Raw genomic sequence first — 19,400 nt, 5'->3', positions numbered from 1 at the left:
TTCAGCCGGCCGGCCCTTGTGCCGGCCGGTTGCGTTTCCGGGCTCCGAAAAGGCGAGGCCAACCTTGCCGAATCTTCGGCGCTCGGACATGATTTCCCCGCATCGACACCCTCAGGACATGCCATGAGCCCGGAACAGGCCCGAGCCACGCTGCGCGACGCCGACTGCCTCTTCAGCCGCGATGCCGTCGAGACGGCGATCGACCGCCTGGCGGAACGCACGGCCGCCTCGCTGAAGGACCGCAATCCGTTGGTCATGGGCGTAATGAACGGGGGCGTGGTGCTGATGGGCGGGTTGCTGACCCGCTGGTCGTTTCCCATGCAGGTGGATTACCTGCACGCCACGCGCTATCGCGGTGGCACGCGCGGCGGCGATCAGCTGCACTGGTTGGCACGTCCGCAGGCGTCGCTCAAGGACCGTACCGTCGTCGTCGTTGATGACATCCTCGACGGCGGGATCACCCTGGAGGGAATCAAGACGTTCTGCGAGGAGCAGGGTGCGGCGCAGGTGATCTCCATCGTCCTGGTGGACAAGCACAACCCGGAGCGGGACCCGGCGATCACCGTCGACTACGCCGCCCTGGAGGCCCCCAACCGCTACCTGTTCGGGTACGGTATGGATTATCAGGACTATCTGCGCAATGCGCCCGGCATCTTCGCCGTGGCCGACCAATAAACCACTGACGTCCGAGGCGCTCATGTCCACACCCCGTATCGCCGTCATCGGCGGCACCGGCCTGACCCAGCTGAAAGATCTGGAGATCACCCGGCGTCAGGTAATGCACACGCCGTATGGCGAACCCTCGGGGCCGCTGGTGTTCGGCCGCCTGAACGACACCGAGATCGTGTTTCTGCCACGGCATGGGGCCCGGCATACCATCCCGCCGCACGAGGTGAACTACCGCGCCAATATCTGGGCGCTTAAAAATGCCGGGATCGACAACGTGGTGGCCGTGGCTGCAGTCGGCGGGATTGGCGAAGAGATGAAGCCGGGTATGGTCGCGATCCCCGATCAGATCATCGATTACACCTGGTCACGGGCGAATACCTTCTTCGAGGGGAAAGACCTGGAAGAGGTCACCCACATCGACATGACCTGGCCCTATAGCGACAGCGTCCGCCAGACGCTGATCCGCGCGATTGACGACCTGAGTATCGAGGCCGTGGAGCACGGGACCTACGGGGCCACGCAGGGACCGCGCCTGGAGACGGCCGCGGAGATTGATCGCCTGGAACGCGACGGCTGCGATCTGGTGGGCATGACCGGCATGCCCGAGGCGGCACTGGCGCGTGAACTGGGGCTGAACTACGCCTGTTGTGCCGTAATCGCCAACTGGGCGGCCGGACGCGCCGAAGGCGAGATCACCATGAACGACATCGCCGCGAATCTCGATGTCGGCATGGCCCGGGTGAAACAGATCCTGACGCGCGTGATCAGCAGTCTTTCCTGACTCCAAGGCGTTAACAATCCGGAGTCCGGCCGGGGAGAGAACCCGCGCCGGGCTACCGCACGTGCATGGTCCAGGGACTCGCTAAGGCGACCAGCACAGTCACTTATCCACGATTTAACATAATATGTATTATGCGACATTGAAGATGGGCGTGTCTCGAGCGGAATGACCGGGATGCTCCCACCGAAGTCATGAACGCGGCCTGCGCCAGGCCCAATCCCGTTCCCGTTTAGGCCTGATCCCGCACCTCAGGCGCGCACGGCCTTTTCGATCCCCTCGGTCATCACCTCGACGAGGAAGTCGATCTGTTCCTCGGTGATCACGTACGGCGGCATCAGATAGCTCACGTTCCCCAGCGGTCGCAACAGCGCACCGCGTGTCAGGCCGTGGCGATAGATGTGCAGTCCGCGACGTTCCTGCCACGGATACGGGGTGCGTCGGGACTTGTCCTGCACCAGTTCCACCGCCGCAATCATGCCGTGCTGGCGCACGTCGGCGACATGCGGATGTTCCCGCAATGGTTCAAGTCGTTTCTCGATATGGGCGGCAAGCTCCCGGTTTCTCTCGAGAACGGGATCGGAATCGAAGATGTCCAGTGTGGCAAGTGCGGCCCTGCACGCGAGCGGATTCCCGGTATAGGAATGCGAATGCAGGAACATGTTGAGCTTTTCGTAATCGTCGTAGAACGCCTGGTAAATGGTATCTGTGGTCAACACGGCGGCCATGGGCAGATAGCCGGCGGTCAGGCCCTTGGACAGGCACATGAAATCGGGCGTGATTGGCCCCTGTTCGCAGGCGAACAGCGTGCCGGTGCGCCCGAAGCCGACTGCGATCTCGTCGGCGATCAGGTGGACGCCGTGACGGTCGCAGGCTTCACGCAGTAGCCGCAGGTATTCAGGGTCGTACATGCGCATGTGGCCGGCGCACTGGACCAGGGGCTCCACGATGACTGCGGCGGCCTCATCGGCATGTTCCGCCAGCGCCTGTTCCATGTGGTCGAACTGGCGACGCGCCACATCGGCGCAGGTTTCGCCGTCTTCGCGGTCGAAACAATCCGGTGCCGGCACGGTGATGACGTCCAGCATCAGCGGTTCGTAGGTTGCGCTGTACAGCGGTACATCGCTCACGGACAAGGCGCCCAGGGTCTCGCCGTGGTAGCTGTTGGACAGGCGAATGAATCGGGTCTTCTGCGGGCGATCGACGTTGCGCCAGTAGTGAAAGCTCATCTTCAGCGCGACCTCGACCCCGGCGCTGCCGTTGTCCGCCAGGAACACCCGGTTCAGGCCTTCGGGGGTGATGTCGATCAGGCGTTCGCACAACTCGACCACCGGCTCGTGGGTGCAGCCTGCGAGGATGACGTGCTCCAGCTGATCGAGCTGCTCCTTCACCGCATTGCCGATGCGGGGGTTGGCGTGACCGAACAGGTTGACCCACCACGAACTGATGGCATCCAGATAGCGATTGCCGTCGAAATCGTACAGCCAGACGCCCTCCCCCCGCTGGATCGGAAGCAGCGGGAGGGTCCCCTCCTCGCCGTAGTCTTTCATCTGGGTACAGGGATGCCAGAGGGTGCGCAGGTCGCGTTGCTTGAGCGTGTTGTTGTCCATGAGGTCCATTGTGCCAAACCCGTCCGGCTGAGGCGGACTCAGTGAGCCGATTCGGCCTTCATCGCCATCAGCTCGTCCTCGAAGAAGAAGCGATCTTCGCCGAAGGCGGGTTTGAGCTGATCGAGCCAGGTGGCCTGGTCATCGTAGCGCGCAAAAAACGGGCGCTGGACCCAGTCGGGGTTGCGTGCCTGGATGAAGCGCAGGACGAAGACCTTCTCGCCCTGGATCTCGGCAACGCCCTGGATCTCCACCTTGCCGGGCTCGGCGCTCATTGAGGGGCCGCGGGCGGTGCGCCCGAGCCCCGAGACCTGTTTCATGGCCTCGCGGTAGATCTCCCAGGCGCGCGCCAGCGGGACCTCGAAGTAGCGTCGCGCCCCGGTGTCACGCTCTACGAACATGTAATACGGGATAATCCCGAGGCGTACCTGTTCGCGCCAGAGATTGGCCCAGGCCTCGGCGTCGTCATTGATGTGCCGGAGCAAGGGCCCCTGGGCGCGAATTTCGGCGCCGGTGTCGCGCACACGGCGGATGGCCTCGTGGGCAATCGGGGTCCGCAATTCGTTCGGATGGTTGTAATGCGCCATCAGGGCCACGTGCTTGCCCGCCTCGACCAGCCGTTCCAGTAGACGCAACAGTTCGTCCGCATCCGAGTCGGTCACGAATCGGTAAGGCCAGAATGTCAGGGCCTTGGTGCCGATCCGTACGGTCTGTATGTGGGCCAGATCGGGCTCCAGCAAGGCCTCAAGATAGGCCTTCAGGTGCTTGGTTTTCATTACCATCGGGTCGCCACCCGTCATCAAAAGATCGCTGATCTCCGGATGGCCGCGCAGGTAGTCGTGCAGCAACGCGGCATCGGTGCTGGCGATGCGCAGCTCCTTGTCACCGACGAACTGGGCCCAGCGGAAGCAGAAGGTGCAATAACTGTGGCAGGTCTGGCCTTGGCCGGGGAAGAACAGCACGGTTTCACGGTACTTGTGCTGGAGGCCGTTGATGACCTCGCCCGCTTCCTCGCTCGGGCGGTTGAGCTCCATCTGCCCGGCTGGATGCGGGTTGAGCTCCTCGCGCAGCTCGCGCGCGAGGGCCTGGATCTCGGCCCGCCCTGCCCCTTGGCGATGCAGAACGGCCATGCGCTCGAAGGCCTCGGGGGCCAGCATGTCCCGTTGCGGAAAGGTCAGCTGGAAGATTGGGTCGTCGGGAACCCGGCTCCAGTCGATCAGCTCCTCGATCACGTAGTCATTGACCCGGAACGGAAGAACGCTGGCAACGACCTGCATCTCGAAGCGTATGGCCTCGGGCAGGCTGGCCAGGGCCGGGATGCGTTCGATCGAGCGTTCATTAAAGACGCGGAACTCGCGCGGCTCGACCGCACCAAGCTGGGGATCACGATAGAACTGGACAACGGAATTCATCCGCGACTCCTGTGCCGACAAACTGAAATTGGAGTGCCTCGCCGCAGCGATGGGCGAGGATGCGCGTGTATCCCGGGACGTTCGGGGCGCTCAAGCTCTAGGAATACGGGATGACCATTCGCACGCGAACGGCGTCCGGAAGAGCTGCGAGTAAGATGCTGACCCGTGCCGCTGTCGATGGGCGGGGTAGCGGGACCTTCAGAAGCCGGTAAATTAACAACTTGAGCGCATTTTCACAACCAGTTCCCGGGCGCGGCTGATGCGCCGGGTGCGCAGGCGGGCTCCTTCGGCTGCGTCTCTCCGGGTGTTCTAAGCCTCGCCTGACTGGGTTACCCTTTGGCTCCCGCCAAGGAGGATCGCATGCACCCGGAGTTTCCACAGGAAGGGATCATCCACCTCAATCATGCCGCCGTGGGCCCCTGGCCCCGGCGCACCGAGGACGCGGTCTGCCGCTTCGCCCGGGAGAACGTGGCCCATGGCTCGCGTGACTACCTGCAGTGGCTGCAGCAAATCGACGCGACGCGGGAACTCGCACGGGCGTTGATCGGGGCGCCGTCCGCAGAGGACATTGCCTTCGTGAAGAACACGTCCGAGGCGCTGTCGATGGTGGCCTTCGGCCTGGACTGGCAGCCGGGCGACAATGTGGTGTTCCCGGCGCACGAGTTCCCGTCCAATCGTGTCGTCTGGCTGGCCGCCGCAGAGCGTTTCGGCATCGAGGCGCGCGAGGTCGCCATTGGCGAGGAACCGGAGCGCGACCTGCTGGCCGCATGTGATGCGCGGACCCGCCTGGTGGCCACCAGTGCTGTGCGCTACGACTCCGGGCTGCGGGTCGACATCCAGGCGCTGGGTGCGGAACTGCGCTCGCGGCGCATCCTGTTCTGTGTTGATGCGATCCAGCACCTGGGCGCCCTGCCCTTCGATGCCCCGGGTTGCCATGCCGACTTCGTGATGGCCGATGCCCACAAGTGGATGCTGGCGCCCGAGGGAATCGGGGTGTTCTACGTAAACCCGGAGATCCGCGAACGGCTGACGCTGCAGGAATATGGCTGGAACATGCTGGCGCATGCCGGCGATTTCTCGAACCCGGGGATCGAGCCCGCCACGAGTGCGCGGCGTTTCGAACCGGGCAGTCCGAACATGCTCGGGATTCACGCCCTGCACGCCAGTCTCTCCCTTCTGCTGGAGGTCGGGCTGGACAGCATCGACCACGAGATCCGCGAGCACTGGCTACATTTGGAAGAAGGCCTGCTTGCGCACGGCTGCCAAATCCTGACACCGCGCGGCCGGCGTGCCGGCATCCTGACGTTCCGACCGCCGGTGGATGACCTGGAAGCGCTATACGCGAGGCTTCAGGGGCGCGGCATCCTGTGTGCCATGCGAGGCGGCGGGATCCGCTTTGCGCCCCACTTCTACCTGACGCGGGCGCAGATCGACCAGGCGCTGGAGTATCTGGGCGAGGCCATCCGAGAAGCCGGCGCGGCTACGGTACGCTGAGAGGTACGGCGGAGAACGGCCGGTGGTAACGCGCGTGGGAGCGCGCCCCAAGGGCGCGAGGCGTCGTCCGCAAGGACGTCTCTTCTAGAAGGTATGGGTCTTGCGGTCGGAGTTCAGCATGCCGCCCAGATGTTCCTCGATGCGGCGGTGGGTCACACCCTTGTCCGACTTGTTGAACTGCACGCCGATGCCCCGCAGCCGGTTGCCCTGGGCGCGCGGTGGCGTAATCCAGACCACCGTGCAAGGGGTCGGAAGGCGATCCGAATCCTCCAGCAGTGACAGCAGCAGGAAGACCTGGTCTCCGAGCTTGTAAGCCTTGTCGGTCGGGATGAATAGACCGCCATTGGTCACGAACGGCATGTATGCCGCATACAGCGCGGGTTTTTCCTTGATTGCCAAGGTGAGCATGCCCTGCCCGGCCATAGACCCTCCGTGTGACCTGAAATCGTACTGGGTCTGGCAGTATCGCCCATCGCACCGATACCGCGCCACCCCGACTGTACTCGTGGCGTGTGACGCCTTACTGCTCGAGGAAGCTCAATGCGATGTCTTCCATGCGCAGCTGCGGGTTGAGCTGGCGCGAGGCCTGGCGTTGCCAGCCGAGCGCTTGATTCGAAAGTTCGGCCAGCCGCCGCGGTCCCATGCGGCGCGCGAAGTCCTCGAGTCGATCGCGCGGGAACTGCCGGCCAAACGCGTCCGGCTCGCCGTTCACGAGCAGGCGCTGGGCCGCAACCAGCAGGGCCTGGATTCGTGGGATCAGGGATTCCGGCAGGCTGCGTTGCATGGCACTGGCCATCGGTGTCACCCCGGGGCGCCGCAGTAGCAGGGTCAGGGCCTCGCGGTCCTGTTCCCAGCGCGCCATACGGTCGGGGTCGGTCAGGATCTCGCGGGCGGCCAGCGGACGCCCGAGACTGGCGGCATAGGCCTCGTCCACTGCCGCAGGGTCATCGGCGGCCCCGCGCAGCCAGTCCGTTGCTTCGGCAGGCCCCGGCGTGGCGATCTCGACCATCTGGCAGCGGCTGCGGATGGTCGCTGGCAGGCGCGCCGGCTGCGCTGCCTCGAGAATCAGCATGGCCCTGGGCGGGGGTTCCTCCAGGGTCTTCAGCAGCGCATTCGCCGCATTCGTGTTCAGGGCATCGGCCGGGCGGATGATCACGCTGCGCAGCCCGCCCGAACCGGACAGCGAGAGAAACTCGATCGCCTCGCGGGCCGCCGCGATCAGGATTTCCTTGCCCGCCTCCTCCGGCTCCAGCGTCATCACCTCGGGGTGTACACCACCAAGGAAGCTGCGACAGCCGTTGCATTCGCCGCACGGCAGCTCGGTGCCCGTCGCGCGCTGGCACAGTAGGGCCTGGACCAGCGCCCGCGTCAGCAGTGCCTTGCCAACGCCCGGAGCGCCATGAACCAGCAGACCGCTGGGCAGGCGCCCTTCGCGCCCGCGCCGCGCCAGCGCCTCCCACGGCTTTTGCAGCCAGGGCGGCAGGGTATCGTCGGTGACTGGCGCAGCCATGGCCCCCTTAACCCTCCAGCGCGTGCAACGGCAGGCGCTCGCGCACGCCCGCGAGGATGCGCTCGGCTACCGTGTCCGGGTCCGCGGATGCATCCACGACCAGATAGCGTCCCGGCGCTCGCTCGGCGCGTTCCCGATACGCCTGGCGTGCGCGCTCGAAGAAGTCCAGCGCCTCGCGTTCGATGCGGTCTCGCCGGCCGCGCTGGACGGCTCGATCGAGCCCGGTCTGTGGGTCGATGTCCAGCAGGATTACCAGATCCGGGCGGAGATCGCCCTGCAGCCAGTCCTCCAGCTGCGCGACCCGCTGGGAGCCGAGTCCCCGCCCGGCCCCCTGGTAGGCAAACGAGGCATCGGTAAAGCGGTCGCTAAGCACCCAATCGCCGGCCTGCAGAGCCGGCCGAATCACCTCGTGCAGGTGCTGGGCCCGCGCGGCGAACATCAGCAGCAGCTCGGACTCGGCGCACATGCCCGGCAGGTCGGGGTCCAGCAGCAGGCCGCGCAGGCGTTCGCCGAGGGCGGTCCCGCCCGGCTCCCGGGTGTTGCGCACCGCGTGTCCGGCAGCGCGCAGCGCGGTGTCCACACGCTCGATCTGGGTGGTCTTGCCCGAGCCCTCGATGCCTTCGAGGACCAGGAAATGGCCGGGATGGGGCGAGCGTTCCATGTGCAGGGCGTCTCCAGTTACCGGTTGCGTATGCCGTAGCGGCTGCCATCCCCGCCCAGCTGGTAGCGGATCACGGCCTCGCGATGTTCACGATAGGTCTCGGAGAAATGATGACTGCCGTCGCCGCGCGAGACGAAGAACAGGTCATTGGTTTCGGCCGGACGTGCCGCCGCCTGCAAGGCCGCGCGCCCCGGCAGGGCGATGGGCGTTGGCGGGAGCCCGGCACGGGTGTAGGTGTTGTAGGGATGATCGCGGTCCAGTTCGGCGCGCGTCAGGCGTTGTACGCCGGGCTCCTGCGCGTACAGCAGGGTGGGATCGGTCTGCAGGCGCATGCCGCGCTTGAGCCGATTCACGAACACCCCGGCCACCCGGTCACGTTCGTCCCCGCGCCCGGTCTCGCGTTCGATGATGGAGGCAAGGATCAGCAGCTCATAGGGGGAATTCACCGGGTGGTCCTCGATGCGGTCCTCCCACGCGCGGTCCAGGTGCAGGCCCATCGCCTGGTGGGCGCGATGCAGCACCGTCAGGGCCTCGGTTCCGGAGCCGAAGAAATAGGTGTCCGGCAGGAACCATCCTTCCGGGTGTCCCAGGTCCTCGAGCCCCAGTGCCTCCAGCAGGTTGTCGACCCCGACCGATTCGGCGGGCCCGATGAGTTCCGGGTGCTCGCGCAGGGCGGCCAGCGCCTGGCGGATGGTCCAGCCCTCCGGGAACGTGAGGCGATGCTGTACCACCTCGCCGCGAGCCATCGCATGGATCAGTTCGCGCGGGGTCATGCCCGGCGTCACGGCGTATTCTCCTGCCTGGAGACGCGGTGCAATGCCCTGACGCCGTCCATAGGCCTCGAGCACCCAGGCAGAATCCACCCAGCCGCGTTCGGCAAAAGTCCTGCTCACCGAACGCAACCCCTGCCCCGGTTCCAACTGAAAGCGTTCCGAGGCGTCCAGCGCCATCGGCGTATCCAGCTGCGCCTGGTAGTGTTCGCTAAGCCACCAGGCGGCGCCCAGGGCCAGAACGACCAGGAGCGCCAGGACAGCGAGGCTAATCCGCTTCATGCAATGCAATTCCCATTGAATACAGCGGATCATCCTGCCACGCAGGCCCCCGCTTGTCCCCTTCGGACAGCACGGCCGGGGTCATCCCGATACGCGCGTTGCTGACATAGAGCGCATCGGCGCGCCCGATACGCGCGCGCTCCGGATACGCCTCGATCACCTCGAACCCGAACCGTTCGGCATGCTCGAGGACCCAGGCGCGTCGCGTACCGGCGATCCCGGACTGATCCACCGGCGGGGTGAGCAAGGTACACCCTTCGCGCAGCCAGAGATTCCCCTGCGTGGCGCTGACCACGCGCCCCAGCGCATCGTGGAGGATTGCCTCGTCCCAGCCCGGTTGCCAGCTGCGCCGGGCCATCACGTGCTCCAGGCGACTGGTGTGCTTGAGACCCGCGAGCGCCGGGTTTACGCCGATCGGCACTGCGGCCCAACCCAGGCTCAGGGGTTCGCGTTCAGTGGGGGCGGTGTCGTCCAGCGCCGGACCGGCACTGACGATCCGAGTCAGTGCCGGTGCCGCGGGCGGCGCGTAGCCCCTTGGCCCCTCACCCCGGGTCACCGTCAGGCGCACCATGCAGGCTGGCAGGGTCGCCACTCGGGCAATCTCGTCCAGCACCTCGGTCTCGCCGAGTTGCGGAAACCCGAGGTGCTCCAGCCCGCGCGTCAGGCGGGCCCAGTGGTAGGACCATAGCTGCGGTCGGCCCTGTCGCACCCGTAGCGTCTCGAACAGGCCGTCACCCAGGAGTAGCCCGCGATCCAATGGCGATACCCGCCCCTCGCGCTCGCCGTTCACCAGGATCATGGGCTCTTCTCCCCCGCCCCCTGCAGCGCCTCCAGCAGGCCGCGTGCCTTGTGCCGGGTCTCCTCCAGCTCGCGCTCGGGATCGGAGTCCGCGACGATGCCGGCTCCCGCCCGAAAACGCAGTTCGTTCCCCCGAACGACGAGGGTCCGGATCAGGATATTGGTATCCATGCGGCCGTGGCGGCTGACGTACCCGCAGCCGCCGGTGTAGGCCCCACGCGGGGCCTGTTGTTCCAGTTCCTGGATGATCTGCATGCTGCGGATCTTCGGGCAGCCGGTGATGGTGCCGCCCGGAAAGACCGCGCGCAGGATGTCGGCCGTGGTGGTGCCCGGGCGCAGGCGCCCGACAATGCTGGAGACGATGTGATGCACCCGGCGATAGCTCTCGATGGTCATCAGCTCCGCCACACGCACGCTACCGATCTCGGCCACGCGCCCGACATCATTGCGTTCCAGATCCACGAGCATGACATGCTCGGCGCGTTCCTTGATGTTGAACGTCAACTCACTGAAAAGACGCCGGTCTTCTTCCGCATCCGGATCGCGGCGACGCGTCCCCGCAATCGGCCGGGTCTCGACCATGGCGTTTTCCACCGACACCAGCCGTTCAGGCGAGGAACTGATCACGTGAGCGCCGGGGAGTTGCAGCCATGCGGCAAACGGCGCGGCATTGGCCTCGCGCAAGCGGGTGTACAGCCCCGCCGGATCCAGCGGCTGCGTGGCGGTGGCACGCCATTCGCGGGACAGATTGACCTGAAAGGTGTCGCCGGCCCGGATGTACTCGAGACCCTTCATCACTGCGTCGCGATAGCGCTGGGCGTCCTCCTCCTGAAGGGCCAGGGCGGGCAGCGGCTCGGATGCGGGACTCGGCTGGCCCCGGACTGTCGCGCAGTCCGACTCAACCCGCTCCAAACGCGCGTAATCGCCTGCCTCGTCGACGAACCAGGTCGTCCCCTCGTGGTGATCGTGGACCAGTGCCGCCGGAAAATAGGTCACCAGTGCATCCGGAAGCCAGGGGTCCGATCGGCAGTCACCCAGGGCCGGCTCCATGCGCCAGGCCAGTTCGTAGCCGGCGTACAGGAACCATCCCCCGAGGAACGGGAGATGGGCATATGCGGCGTCTTCGGGGTCGAGTGGTGGTGTGCTCGAGAGATCCTGGTCCAGCACGCCAAGCACGTCTTCCCCGGCCGCACTGGAGAACGTGCGGCCGGGGAAGGCGAACAGGATGGAAAAACGAGCGGGAGCCTGCCCGATCAGGGCCGACTCCAGCAGGTGGGGATAGCGCTCTGGGAATCGCCGCGCCAGGGCCGCGAAGTCGACCCCGGCGGCCAGTTCATGGACCGCCATGGCGGCGCCGCAACGTCAAATGCTGCGGAACACCAGGGTGCCGTTGGTGCCCCCGAAACCGAAGGAGTTCGACAGGCCGACCTTGGTCTTCATCTCGCGTGCCTCGTTGGCCACGTAGTTCAGGTCGCACCCTTCGCTCGGGTTATCCAGGTTGATGGTCGGCGGTGACACCTGATCGCGCAGCGCCAGGGCGGTAAACACACCCTCGATCCCGCCGGCGGCACCCAGCAGGTGGCCGGTCATCGACTTGGTGGAGTTGACCATGAGCTTGTAGGCATGATCGCCGAAGGCCTTCTTCAGGCCCTGGGTCTCCGCCAGGTCACCCGCGGGGGTCGAGGTTCCGTGAGCATTGATGTACCCAACCTCTTCCGGATTCACACCGGCATCTTTCAAGGCACGATGCATGCACTTGGCGGCACCGGAACCATCCTGGACCGGCTGCGTCATGTGGTGCGCATCCGCATTCCAGGCGAAGCCGGCCACTTCGCAGTAGATGTGGGCCCCGCGGGCCTTCGCGTGCTCGTACTCCTCGAGCATCATCACACCGGCGCCATCGCTCAGCACAAAGCCATCGCGATCCTTGTCCCAGGGACGCGAGGCGCGCTCGGGATCATCATTGCGAGTGGACAGCGCGCGGGCGGCAGCAAAGCCGCCAATGCCCAGTGGCGTGGTGGCCATCTCGGCCCCGCCGGCGACCATGGCATCGGCGTCGCCATAAGCGATCATGCGAGCGGCGTCGCCGATATTGTGGGTGCCAGTGGCGCACGCCGAGACGATGGAGATATTCGGGCCCTGCAGGTTGCGCATGATGGACAGATTCCCCGCCACCATGTTGATGATCGCACTGGGCACGAAGAATGGGGAGATCTTGCGCGCCCCGCCCTTCAGATACGCGCCGTAGGAACGTTCGATATAGGGCAGCCCGCCGATGCCGGAGCCAATGGCCACCCCGATCCGCTCGGCGTTCTCCTCGGTGACTTCCAGCCCGGAGTCATCCAGGGCCTGAAGCCCCGCCGCGATCCCGTAAAGGACGAAGGTATCCATCTTCTTCTGGTCTTTCGGCGGGACGTAGTCATTGGCCTCGAAGTCCCGGACCGCGCCGGAAATCTTCACCGGCATGTCCGAGGCATCGAAGACATCGATGGGGGAAATGCCGCTCTTGCCGGCCTTGATGTTGCTCCAGGCCTTGTCGATAGTGGATCCGACCGGGGAGACGATCCCCAGTCCGGTAATCACGACACGTCGCTTAGCCAATGTGTTCTCCTCGAAAGACTGAAATTACGCGCTCAGCGCAACGACGAAGGGCCGCCCTGCGCGCAGGAAGGCCCGTTCGCGTCGTCCTGATCGGCGCCCGGAGGCGTCGAATCAGTCCTTCATGTGCTCGTTGATGTAATCGATCGCCTGCTGCACGGTGGTGATCTTTTCCGCCTGCTCGTCGGGGATTTCGGTTTCGAATTCCTCCTCGAGCGCCATGACGAGTTCCACCGTGTCCAGCGAATCCGCACCCAGGTCGTCGACGAAGCCGGCCGCGTTGGTCACGTCCTCTTCCTTGACACCCAGCTGCTCGACAACGATTTTCTTGACGCGTTCTTCAATGCTACTCATGGTTCAGAAATCCCCTTCAGTGTGAGGCGGCTTCGTTGAAAGGTCCGCCATTCTAGAGAAAAGCCCCGCCGCGATCTAGCGATCCGCGCAGCGGGCCGTGCGGGCGGCCTGCAGCCGACCCGTCGTGATCAGTGCATGAACATCCCGCCGTTCACATGCAGGGTCTCGCCGGTGATGTACCCGGCCTCCTCGGAGGCCAGGAAACCGACGGCCGCGGCGATCTCTTCCGGCGCCCCCAGGCGCCCCAGCGGAATCTGTCCGAGCAGGGCCTGTTTGGTGTCATCGCCCAGTTCCCGGGTCATGTCAGTATCGATGAAACCCGGTGCGACCGTGTTCACGGTGATACTGCGGCTGCCGACCTCGCGCGCCAGGGAGCGAGCAAATCCCGCAAGGCCGGCTTTTGCGGCGGCGTAGTTGGTCTGCCCGGCGTTTCCGGTGGAGCCCACGACCGAACCAACCAGGATGATGCGGCCGCGGCACAGTTTCATCATGCCTTTCAGCAGGCGCTGTGTCAGGCGCACGGCAGCGGACAGGTTGGTGTCGAGGACCGCGTCCCATTCCGCGTCCTTCATGCGCATGAACAGGTTGTCGCGGGTAATGCCGGCATTGTTGACCAGCACCTCGATCGGACCCTCCTGTTCCTGGATCGCCTGCAGGCCGGTCGCGACGGAGTCCGCGTCGGTAACGTCCATCGCAATGCCGCGCCCGCCCCATTGCTTCAGGGTTTCGGTGATCCGCTCGGCGCCGGACGCACTGGTCGCGGTACCCACCACCTGCAGGCCCTGCTCCGCCAGACGGCGGGCAATGGCCGCGCCAATTCCGCGGCTTGCACCGGTTACAAGGGCTACACGTTTGCTGTCGGACATGGTTGTGCCTTTACTTCAAATGAGAGGAAGCCGCCGTCGCGATCGGTCGATCAGCCTGCGGCCAGACGTTCGAGCGTGACTTTCAGGGTATCGCGGTCGGCGACATCGAACAGCTCCAGTTCGCGGTCGATGCGTTTGGCAAGACCGGTCAGGACGCGTCCCGGCCCGCATTCAACCTGAACCGCCACGCCCTGCCCGCGCAAGCCGCGAATGGTCTCGACCCAGCGCACCGGGCGATACAGCTGCGCGGCCAGATTTTCCTTGATGGCCGCGGCGGCATCGGTCGGCGCGGCAGTCACATTCTGCCAGACCGGGATTGTGGGGGACTGAAAGCTGGTGCCGTCCAGGGCCGCCTGCAGGCGTTCCGCGGCCGGGCGCATTAGTGCGCAATGCGACGGGACCGAGACCGGCAGCTTCAGAGCGCGCTTCGCACCAGCATCCTTGGCGGCGCTTACGGCCCGATCCACCGCAGTGGCATTGCCCGCAATCACGACCTGCCCCGGCGCGTTCAGATTGACCGCCTCCAGGATCTCGCCTCCGGCATGCTCGAGACAAAGCGCGTGTACCGCGGCATCGTCGAGCCCAAGGATGGCCGCCATCGCGCCTTCACCTTCCGGCACCGCAGCCTGCATGGCCCGGGCGCGCTCGGCGACCAGGCGTACTGCATCCGGGAAGCGCAGGACGCCGGCGGCGACCAGGGCGCTGTATTCGCCCAGGCTATGGCCCGCGACGGCCTGCGGGCGGGCGTCCGTTTGTTCGGTCAGGAGGCGCCAAGTGGCGACCCCGGCAGCCAGCATCACCGGTTGTGTCCACTCGGTCTGGTTGAGTTGTTCCACCGGACCATGCTGGCAAAGGCTCCAGAGATCCGCGTCGAGGCAATCCGACGCTTCCTGAAAGGTGTCGCGGACAATGGCGTGGTCATCGCCCAGATCGGCCAGCATGCCGGTGGACTGGGACCCTTGCCCCGGAAATACGGCGGCCCAAGAAGTTGTCATTCGTTACAGATCTCGCGCGTGAAAGCGCGCGTAGTGTAGGCGGTCACGTACACCCCGGCAAACGCCGCCCATCCGCAGGGACCGGTTCTGGTCCGTCGCCGGGGCTGCTATGTCCCCCCGAAAGCCGCCACGTGACTTGTGTTCCGCCGGTGCATCCGGATAATGTCGCACCTTGATTCAATACGAGAGGGACCGTATGGCGAAGGAAGACGAAATCGAGCTGGAGGGCACTGTAGTCGAAACGCTCCCCAACACCACCTTCCGGGTGGAGCTCGAAAACGGGCACACGATCACGGCGCACATCTCCGGAAAAATGCGCAAGCATTACATCCGGATCCTGCGCGGTGACAAGGTGATCGTGCAGATGACGCCCTATGACCTGACCAAGGGTCGTATCGTCTACCGCAACAAGTAAGTTCCCTCTCCAACGAAGAAGCCCCGGCCGGACCGGGGCTTCTTCGTTTGCGGGCCCTCCCGGGCCCGGTAGCGTTGATCGGCGAGCTGCGTCAGGACGGCACCGCGGTTTCCTGGATGTCCAGCTCCAGACCGGCCTCGCCCAATCGGACCACCACTTCGCCACCGTGGGCCAGTCGCCCGAACAGCAGCTCGTCGGCCAGCGGCTTTTTGATGTACTCCTGCAACGTACGCGCCATCGGGCGCGCACCCATCTTGACGTCGTAGCCGTGCTCGGCCAGCCAGGCACGTGCCTCCGGCTCGACCGTCATATGCACCTTCTTCTCGTCGAGCTGGGCTTGCAGCTGGATCAGGAACTTGTCGACCACGCTGAGGATGGTGGCCTCGTCCAGCGGCCCGAACTGAATCGTGGCATCCAGGCGGTTGCGGAACTCCGGCGTGAACGTGCGCTTGATCGCTTCCATCGCATCGCTGGAATGATCCTGCTTGGTAAAGCCCATCGATGGACGACTGGCCTGCTCGGCCCCCGCGTTGGTGGTCATCACCAGGATCACGTTGCGGAAGTCGACCTCGCGCCCATTGGCATCGGTCAGCGTGCCGTGATCCATCACCTGCAGCAGCACATTGAACACGTCCGGGTGGGCCTTCTCGATCTCGTCCAGCAGCAGCACCGAATGCGGATGCTTCAGGATGGCATCGGTCAGCAACCCTCCCTGTTCGTAGCCCACATAGCCCGGCGGCGCCCCGATCAGGCGAGATACGGTATGCCGCTCCATATACTCGGACATGTCGAAGCGGGCCAGATGGATGCCCATCTGCTGCGCCAGTTGGCGCGTGACCTCCGTCTTGCCGACACCGGTCGGCCCGGCAAACAGGAACGAGCCGATCGGCTTGTCCATGTCGCCCAGCCCGGAGCGGGCCATCTTGATCGCGGTGGATAACGTCCCAATGGCCTCGTCCTGTCCAAAGACGGTCATCTTCAGGTTGCGATCGAGGTGGCGCAGGGTCTCCTTGTCGGAACTGGAGACGGACTTCGGCGGGATGCGCGCGATCTTGGCCACGATCGTCTCGATGTCCTGTACGCCGATGGTCTTTTTGCGCTGGCTGACCGGCTGCAACTGCCGGCTGGCCCCGGCCTCGTCGATCAGGTCGATGGCCTTGTCCGGCAGGAAACGGTCGGTGATGTAGCGATCGGCCAGTTCCGCTGCCGCGCGCAGGGCCGGCTTGGTGAAGCGCACGTTGTGGTGCGTCTCGAAGCGGGACTTCAGGCCGCGCAGGATCTGCTCGGTCTCGTCCACCGTCGGCTCCGGCACCTCGATCTTCTGGAAGCGCCGCGCCAGGGCCCGGTCCTTCTCGAAGATGCCGCGATATTCCTGATAGGTGGTGGATCCGATGCACTTCAGTTCGCCCGAGGCGAGCATCGGCTTGATCAGGTTGGAGGCGTCCATCACCCCGCCGGAGGCCGCGCCGGCCCCGATGATGGTATGGATTTCGTCGATGAACAGCACCGCGCCCGGCTCTTTCTTGAGCTGGGCGAGCACGCCTTTCAGACGCTTCTCGAAGTCACCGCGGTACTTTGTGCCGGCGACCAGCGCGCCCAGATCCAGCGAATAGACGGTGGCAGACGCGATCGCGTCCGGTACCTGTTCATCGACGATGCGGCGCGCCAGACCCTCGGCGATCGCGGTCTTGCCCACGCCGGCCTCGCCCACCAGCAATGGGTTGTTCTTGCGGCGGCGGCAGAGGATCTGGATGGTGCGTTCGATTTCGTGATCGCGCCCGATCAGCGGGTCGATCTCGTCCTTGCGCGCCTTGTCGTTCAGGTTGGCGGCGTAGAGCTGCAGCGCGTTGGTCTTTTCTTCGCGCTCACCCTCCACCGGCTCGGCCTGGGACTCGCCCGGGTTGGGCTGGGCCCCGAGTTCGTCTTCGCCGACCTTGGAGATGCCGTGGGAGATGAAATTCACGACGTCCAGACGCGAGATGTTCTGCTGACCCAGCACGTACAGGGCCTGGCTGTCCTGCTCTCCGAACAGGGCCACCAGCACGTTGGCGCCGGAGACCTCCTTGCGCCCGCTGGATTGCACATGGAATACCGCCCGCTGCAGCACTCGCTGGAAGCCCAAGGTTGGCTGGGTCTCGCGCGAATCGCTCGGCGGGATGCGCGGCGTGTTTTCGTCAATATAGGCCGCAAGCTCGTCGCGGATGCGATCGAGATCGCCCCCGCAGGCCCGCAGCACCGTGGCAGCGCTGGGGTTTTGCGCCAGCGCCATCAGCAGATGCTCAACCGTCACGAACTCGTGACGCTTTTCGCGGGCCTCCTTGAAGACCATGTTCAGGCTGAATTCGAGTTCCTTGTCGAGCATGGGAGTCAGACCTCCTCCATCGAGCAAAGCAGTGGGTGCTGATGACTGCGGGCATAGTCGTTCACCTGCGCCACCTTGGTCTCGGCCACATCCCGGGTAAAGATGCCGCATACGCCTTTGCCACGCGTATGCACGTGCAACATGACCCGGGTGGCCTTCTCGCGATCCATGCTGAAGAAGGTCTCCAGTACTTCGATCACGAACTCCATCGGCGTGAAATCGTCGTTGAGCAACACCACCTTGTACTGTCGCGGTGGCTTGAGCTCCGGCCTCGATTCTTCGACCGTTACCGAGTCGTCTCGATCGGGGGATTGGGGCTTGTCATTACTCATCGGTCGAAATTACGCCTTCAGCGGTTACTCGTTTGTTAGTCGTCATCCTCGATTGGTTCCGGGTTCAGGCCAAGTGCCCTTACGGACACTCCGACCACCCGACCCTCACATGTGCTTGATCATCGCCTCGCCGAAGGCCGAGCAGTCGATCGGCTCGACGCCATCCATCTGCCGCGCAAAGTCGTAGGTGACCTCGCCGGCACTGATCGCTCCACCCATGCCCTTGACCACCAGGTCTGCCGCTTCCGACCAGCCCAGGTGCCGCAGCATCATCTCGGCAGACAGGATCAGCGACCCCGGGTTCACCTTGTCCTGACCGGCATACTTGGGCGCCGTGCCGTGCGTGGCCTCGAACATCGCCGTGCTGTCGGACAGGTTCGCCCCCGGCGCGATGCCGATACCACCCACCTGGGCCGCGAGGGCGTCGGAGATGTAGTCGCCGTTCAGGTTCAGGGTCGCGATCACCGAGTAGTCCTCCGGGCGCAGCAGGATCTGCTGCAGGAAGGCGTCGGCGATCACATCCTTGATCACGATGTCACGCCCGGTCTTCGGGTTCTTGAAGGTCTGCCACGGACCGCCGTCCAGATCCTTCGCGCCGAATTCCTCGCGTGCCAGCTCGTAGCCCCAGGCCTTGAAGGAACCTTCGGTGAATTTCATGATGTTGCCCTTGTGCACCAGAGTCACCGACGGGCGATCGTTATCGATCGCGTATTCGATGGCCTTGCGCACCAGGCGCTTGGTGCCTTCGCTGGAGACCGGCTTCACACCGATCCCGGCGGTCTCCGGGAAGCGGATCTGGGTGACACCCATCTCGTCCTGCAGGAAGTCGATGACCTTCTTGACCTCCGGGGTCCCCGACTCGAACTCGATCCCGGCGTAGATGTCCTCGGAGTTCTCGCGAAAGATCACCATGTCGGTCTTCTCCGGCTCCTTCAGCGGGCTCGGGGTGCCGTCGTAATAGCGCACCGGGCGCAGACAGACATACAGATCCAGCTTCTGACGCAGGGCCACATTCAGGGAGCGGAAGCCGCCACCGACCGGGGTGGTCAGCGGACCCTTGATCGACACGCGATAGTCCTTCACCGCCTCCAGGGTCTCGTCAGGCAGCCCGGAGTCGTCATCGTAGACCTGCGTCGCCTTCTCGCCGGCGTAAACCTCCATCCACTCGATGGCCTTCTTGCCGCCGTAGGCCTTTTCCACCGCCGCATCGGTCACCCGGCGCATCACCGGGGTGATGTCCACACCGATCCCGTCACCTTCGATGTAGGGGATCACCGGATGATCCGGCACCTGCAGCTTCCCCTGGTCGTCGACGGTGATGCGTTCGCCCTTCTCCGGGACCTGAATGTGCTGATAGGCCATGCCAACTCCTTGTGCGGATCTCGTAGATGAATCGTTAATCACGTATGACCTGATTATACATGCCGGGCCGGGTTTTCCGGTGACCGAACCAGTGCGCGATTGCGCGTTCCCGTATGGCAGCCCGACCGGCAGCCT

Annotated in this window: 19 protein-coding genes; 4 read left to right on the top strand and 15 right to left on the bottom strand. The window is 64.9% G+C overall.

The genetic code is table 11. From position 1 onward, the window contains the following. Positions 1-123 precede the first annotated feature (123 nt). Together G335_RS0111110 and G335_RS0111105 are read left to right on the top strand one after the other, a co-directional pair. Positions 124-675: a hypoxanthine-guanine phosphoribosyltransferase gene (locus G335_RS0111110; protein WP_018169770.1), complete on the top strand. Its 552-nt coding sequence runs from the start codon at positions 124-126 to the stop codon at positions 673-675. 22 nt (positions 676-697) lie between these two features. Beyond that, complete coding sequence (locus G335_RS0111105; protein ID WP_018169771.1) at positions 698-1,450, top strand: S-methyl-5'-thioinosine phosphorylase; 753 nt, start codon at positions 698-700, stop codon at positions 1,448-1,450. 248 nt (positions 1,451-1,698) lie between these two features. Here the strand turns inward: G335_RS0111105 and G335_RS0111100 are convergent, their stop codons facing one another. Continuing rightward, the gene (locus G335_RS0111100) at positions 1,699-3,057 is read right to left on the bottom strand and encodes an adenosylmethionine--8-amino-7-oxononanoate transaminase (protein ID WP_026287897.1); all 1,359 of its coding nucleotides are present in this window, start codon (positions 3,055-3,057) and stop codon (positions 1,699-1,701) included. Between the two features lie 38 nt (positions 3,058-3,095). Continuing rightward, positions 3,096-4,466: a KamA family radical SAM protein gene (locus G335_RS0111095; RefSeq protein ID WP_018176799.1), complete on the bottom strand. Its 1,371-nt coding sequence runs from the start codon at positions 4,464-4,466 to the stop codon at positions 3,096-3,098. 360 nt (positions 4,467-4,826) lie between these two features. Between G335_RS0111095 and G335_RS0111090 the strand changes: the two genes are divergently transcribed. Then, positions 4,827-5,960 (top strand): aminotransferase class V-fold PLP-dependent enzyme, encoded by a 1,134-nt coding sequence (locus G335_RS0111090; RefSeq protein ID WP_018176798.1) that lies wholly within the window; start codon positions 4,827-4,829, stop codon positions 5,958-5,960. 84 nt (positions 5,961-6,044) lie between these two features. Here the strand turns inward: G335_RS0111090 and G335_RS0111085 are convergent, their stop codons facing one another. The 10 genes from G335_RS0111085 to fabD form a co-directional block, all read right to left on the bottom strand. Continuing rightward, entirely contained in the window at positions 6,045-6,383 is a 339-nt protein-coding gene (locus G335_RS0111085) for a PilZ domain-containing protein (protein WP_017941553.1), read from the bottom strand. Between the two features lie 97 nt (positions 6,384-6,480). Further along, positions 6,481-7,470: a DNA polymerase III subunit gene (locus tag G335_RS0111080; RefSeq protein WP_018176797.1), complete on the bottom strand. Its 990-nt coding sequence runs from the start codon at positions 7,468-7,470 to the stop codon at positions 6,481-6,483. A 7-nt stretch (positions 7,471-7,477) separates the two neighbouring features. Further along, the gene (gene tmk / locus G335_RS0111075; protein WP_018176796.1) at positions 7,478-8,131 is read right to left on the bottom strand and encodes a dTMP kinase; all 654 of its coding nucleotides are present in this window, start codon (positions 8,129-8,131) and stop codon (positions 7,478-7,480) included. A 17-nt stretch (positions 8,132-8,148) separates the two neighbouring features. Continuing rightward, the gene (mltG, locus tag G335_RS0111070; protein WP_018176795.1) at positions 8,149-9,183 is read right to left on the bottom strand and encodes an endolytic transglycosylase MltG; all 1,035 of its coding nucleotides are present in this window, start codon (positions 9,181-9,183) and stop codon (positions 8,149-8,151) included. Then, complete coding sequence (locus G335_RS0111065; RefSeq protein WP_018169778.1) at positions 9,170-9,982, bottom strand: aminotransferase class IV; 813 nt, start codon at positions 9,980-9,982, stop codon at positions 9,170-9,172. Before G335_RS0111065 ends, mltG begins: the two co-directional genes overlap by 14 nt. After that, on the bottom strand, positions 9,979-11,328 hold the full coding sequence (locus tag G335_RS0111060; protein ID WP_018176794.1) for an aminodeoxychorismate synthase component I: 1,350 nt from the start codon (positions 11,326-11,328) through the stop codon (positions 9,979-9,981). The genes G335_RS0111065 and G335_RS0111060 overlap by 4 nt, the downstream gene beginning before the upstream one ends. 15 nt (positions 11,329-11,343) lie before the next feature. After that, the gene (fabF, locus tag G335_RS0111055; protein WP_018145677.1) at positions 11,344-12,564 is read right to left on the bottom strand and encodes a beta-ketoacyl-ACP synthase II; all 1,221 of its coding nucleotides are present in this window, start codon (positions 12,562-12,564) and stop codon (positions 11,344-11,346) included. A gap of 129 nt (positions 12,565-12,693) precedes the next feature. After that, complete coding sequence (acpP, locus tag G335_RS0111050; protein WP_018145676.1) at positions 12,694-12,933, bottom strand: acyl carrier protein; 240 nt, start codon at positions 12,931-12,933, stop codon at positions 12,694-12,696. A 128-nt stretch (positions 12,934-13,061) separates the two neighbouring features. After that, positions 13,062-13,799: a 3-oxoacyl-ACP reductase FabG gene (fabG, locus tag G335_RS0111045; protein WP_018176793.1), complete on the bottom strand. Its 738-nt coding sequence runs from the start codon at positions 13,797-13,799 to the stop codon at positions 13,062-13,064. Between the two features lie 50 nt (positions 13,800-13,849). Next, positions 13,850-14,794: an ACP S-malonyltransferase gene (gene fabD, locus G335_RS0111040; protein ID WP_081623070.1), complete on the bottom strand. Its 945-nt coding sequence runs from the start codon at positions 14,792-14,794 to the stop codon at positions 13,850-13,852. Positions 14,795-14,990: 196 nt separating this feature from the next. On the opposite strand from fabD, the gene infA reads away from it, so the two are divergent. Continuing rightward, positions 14,991-15,209, top strand: a complete 219-nt coding sequence (gene infA, locus G335_RS0111035; protein ID WP_012982660.1) for a translation initiation factor IF-1 — start codon at positions 14,991-14,993, stop codon at positions 15,207-15,209. Positions 15,210-15,300: 91 nt separating this feature from the next. On the opposite strand, the gene clpA is transcribed toward infA, so the two are convergent. The 3 genes from clpA to icd form a co-directional block, all read right to left on the bottom strand. Then, positions 15,301-17,571 carry an ATP-dependent Clp protease ATP-binding subunit ClpA gene (gene clpA / locus G335_RS0111030; protein WP_018176792.1) on the bottom strand — a complete coding sequence of 757 codons (2,271 nt, stop codon included), beginning with the start codon at positions 17,569-17,571 and terminating at the stop codon, positions 15,301-15,303. 5 nt (positions 17,572-17,576) lie between these two features. Further along, positions 17,577-17,903 carry an ATP-dependent Clp protease adapter ClpS gene (gene clpS / locus G335_RS0111025; RefSeq protein WP_018650138.1) on the bottom strand — a complete coding sequence of 109 codons (327 nt, stop codon included), beginning with the start codon at positions 17,901-17,903 and terminating at the stop codon, positions 17,577-17,579. Positions 17,904-18,008: 105 nt separating this feature from the next. Further along, entirely contained in the window at positions 18,009-19,265 is a 1,257-nt protein-coding gene (icd, locus tag G335_RS0111020; protein WP_018169784.1) for an NADP-dependent isocitrate dehydrogenase, read from the bottom strand. Between the last annotated feature and the right edge of the window lie 135 nt (positions 19,266-19,400).

Origin of the sequence: Thioalkalivibrio sp. AKL8 (assembly GCF_000380525.1) — a bacterium.
Classification (GTDB): domain Bacteria; phylum Pseudomonadota; class Gammaproteobacteria; order Ectothiorhodospirales; family Ectothiorhodospiraceae; genus Thioalkalivibrio; species Thioalkalivibrio versutus.
The sequence above is the reverse complement of the archived record's forward strand: the minus strand, read 5'-3'. Positions and strand labels throughout refer to the sequence as shown.